1 pseudogene is annotated in these 1073 nt (G+C 53.2%); it reads right to left on the bottom strand.

Annotated elements, in window-relative coordinates:
- Positions 1 to 1073 (bottom strand): annotated as a pseudogene (locus HMPREF9018_RS04045) (toxin TcdB middle/N-terminal domain-containing protein); the annotation flags it as partial.

Here is a 1073-nt window from a genome sequence, read left to right as displayed (position 1 = left end):
ATTGCGTCCGCTGACAATCATCACGGTCTCGTTCTTCGGAGCACTACCCTTGCCAGCTGTGGTAACCACACCGTCTTTCTTCACCTGAACGGGACGCCCGAAGCCGTCCACGAAGGTTACGGTCTCCATGTCATCGCTTGGGTGCTGTATGTCGTAATGTTTGGTCACTGCGTACGCAGGTGCAGTGATGCCATTGGTACCGAAAGTAGCTTTAGGCTGATAGTCAAAGGCAATGATGTAAGGCACACCTGTTGCCAACTCATTAGGACCACGCACGGCTTTCACTCGTCCGAGGTTGTCGATGTCGGTCTCGTAGTAGAAGTGGTTGAGATCCATGCGGCGCAGTGCCATGCCATAGCGGTAGTCGAAGTTGGACGCCTCGCTGCGGTAGCCAAAGGCATCGTCTATGCGCTCTACATACATATTCATCACCGGCTCGTAGCGGTAGGTATACCACATGCGTTGTCCCTTGGCGTTGGCAGGGAGCATGGTCTTGGTGATGTTGCCGTAGGCATCATAGGTATAATCGGACACGGCTTCTCCGCTACCGAGTTGCCGGCGGATTTGCGTGATATGGTCGGCATAGTTCATGTCGTAGGTAGCCGTAACATGGTGATAGGTTTTGCCGTCACCACCCGTAACCGTTACATCGGTCGGTAGTCCGAAGATATGCTTACCCTCGTTGGAGGTGTACTGTATGGCTGTCTGGTAATCGAAACCGCCCGTGCCGTTCTCACCCAACTTGCCCTTGTCGCTGAATTTATAGGATTTGAGTTCACCGTGATAGCCTGTGAGGTAATACTCGTTCCAAGCCTCAGAGGTGGTGATACCGTTTGTCTGTCCCTCGTACTGCTTGCTGGCAGTATAGCGGAGCGGAACGAAAGCAGAGGCACGGTCGCTGCATAGCCGTTGTTGCTTGGTGAAGGTGTACTTGTCACCATCGGCAGAGAGGTAGTAGCCGTCGTACTCATTGCGGGTCTCGGTGTATTTCTTGCCTTCGGCATCTTCTACGGAAGTACCAAGTTCGTTGCCTTGTGCGTAGTAGGTAGACACGTCGTAGAGTTGTACTGCCT

Origin of the sequence: Prevotella amnii CRIS 21A-A, assembly GCF_000177355.1 — a bacterium.
GTDB classification, from domain to species: Bacteria; Bacteroidota; Bacteroidia; order Bacteroidales; family Bacteroidaceae; genus Prevotella; species Prevotella amnii.
Note: the sequence above shows the minus strand (reverse complement) of the source record. Positions and strands in the feature narration are given on the sequence as shown.